Origin of the sequence: Mycobacterium gordonae (assembly GCF_001417955.2) — a bacterium.
In the GTDB taxonomy this organism is placed as follows: Bacteria; Actinomycetota; Actinomycetes; order Mycobacteriales; family Mycobacteriaceae; genus Mycobacterium; species Mycobacterium gordonae_B.
In genome coordinates this window covers 1-1,393 of sequence record NZ_LKTM01000188.1, presented here as the reverse complement: position 1 = coordinate 1,393, position 1,393 = coordinate 1, and the positions used below count along the sequence as shown (strand labels likewise).

Annotated in this window: 2 protein-coding genes; one reads left to right on the top strand and one right to left on the bottom strand. The window is 68.8% G+C overall.

All coding sequences use genetic code 11. The features are described 5' to 3' along the window. Positions 1–606, bottom strand: a 606-nt coding sequence (locus AO501_RS14975) for a PE family protein (RefSeq protein ID WP_156452572.1), incomplete at its 3' end; no start/stop codon positions are given. A 353-nt stretch (positions 607–959) separates the two neighbouring features. On the opposite strand from AO501_RS14975, the gene AO501_RS14970 reads away from it, so the two are divergent. Further along, a partial coding sequence (locus AO501_RS14970) for a PE family protein (protein ID WP_231752498.1) occupies positions 960–1,393 on the top strand: 434 nt, incomplete at its 3' end.

Below are 1,393 nucleotides of genomic sequence, written 5' to 3'. Positions count from 1 at the left end.
CACGTGTGCACCTCGCGGTTGCAAGGTCTGGAAGCCGCCGATACCGCCGCGCTGCCCCGCGGCCCCGGTCAGGCCGGTCACGCCAACGCCGCCGGCCCCACCAGTTCCGCCGTTACCGAACAATCCCGCCGGCCCACCGGCGCCACCGGTTTTTCCGGGCGCACCGGATCCGCCGGCACCGCCGTTACCCCACAACAGACCGCCCGGGCCGCCGTCCTGGCCGCTCCCCGCTGCCCCGTTGGCGCCGTCACCGATCAACGGCCGACCCAACAACGCGTTCGTGGGTGCGTTGATCACGCCCAAAGCGGTTTGCACCAGCGAGGCGTTCGTCGCCTCCGCGGCTGCGTAAGCGCCAGCCCCCGCGTTTATTGCCTGAACAAACTGTTGGTGGAACTTCGCGGCCTGGGCGCTGATTGCCTGATAGGCCTGCCCGTGCGCGCCCCACAACGACGCGATCGCCGCCGATACCTCGTCCTCGGCTGCCGCCAGCAGCCGCGTCGTCGACGCCCGCGCCGTCGCATTGGCCGTGCTGATCACCGTCTCCAACCTGACCAAATCCGCTGCCGCGACCCCCACCTGCTGCGGTCCCACGTGTACAAACGCCATCAGATCACTCCCTGATCGCACGACCGATCACCGATACCGCAGGCTGCCGGCCGTCCTCACGACTCTGTGATCCCGGCCACAACGGCTGCCGCCCAGGCACCGTAACATACTTTTCAGTATGGTCACGGAACCATCACGGATTGGTCACGGGAGTGTCATGAGAAGGCTCGGCCGGACTCGGCACTCGCCCTGTGCGCGCCTGTCGGAATGGGTAGAAATCCCCCTCGACCGGGGCCGCTGGCGAAATGAAGTATCGGGTTGGCTTGGTTCGCCCCGCGGTCGGGTGCGAGTCGATTCGCTCTGATCAGTGGAGGACGGCGGAAACGTCATTTCTTCTCGCGGCGCCGGAGGCGATGTCGGCGACAGCCACGACTCTGGCCGGCATCGGCTCTTCGTTGACGGCGGCCAATACGGCGGCCGCAGCCGCCACCACGAAGGTGTTGCCTGCCGGCTTTGACGAGGTGTCGGCGGCCGTCGCAGCGTTATTCGGTACTCGCGCGCAGACCTATCAAGCGGTCAGGACGCAGGCCGAGGCTTTCCATACCCAGTTCGTCCAGGCCCTCAACGCCGGCGCGGGCGCCTACGGGGCGGCGGAGTCGACCAACGTCGGGCAATTGTTGCTGGATGTCATCAATGCGCCGACCCAGGCGTTGCTCGGGCGCCCGCTGATCGGCGACGGCGCCACTGGCGCCCCCGGCAGCGGCGCAAACGGCGGCGACGGCGGGCTGCTGTGGGGCAACGGCGGGAGCGGCGGGTCGGGCGCGCCCGGCCAGGCCGGTGGCAAGGG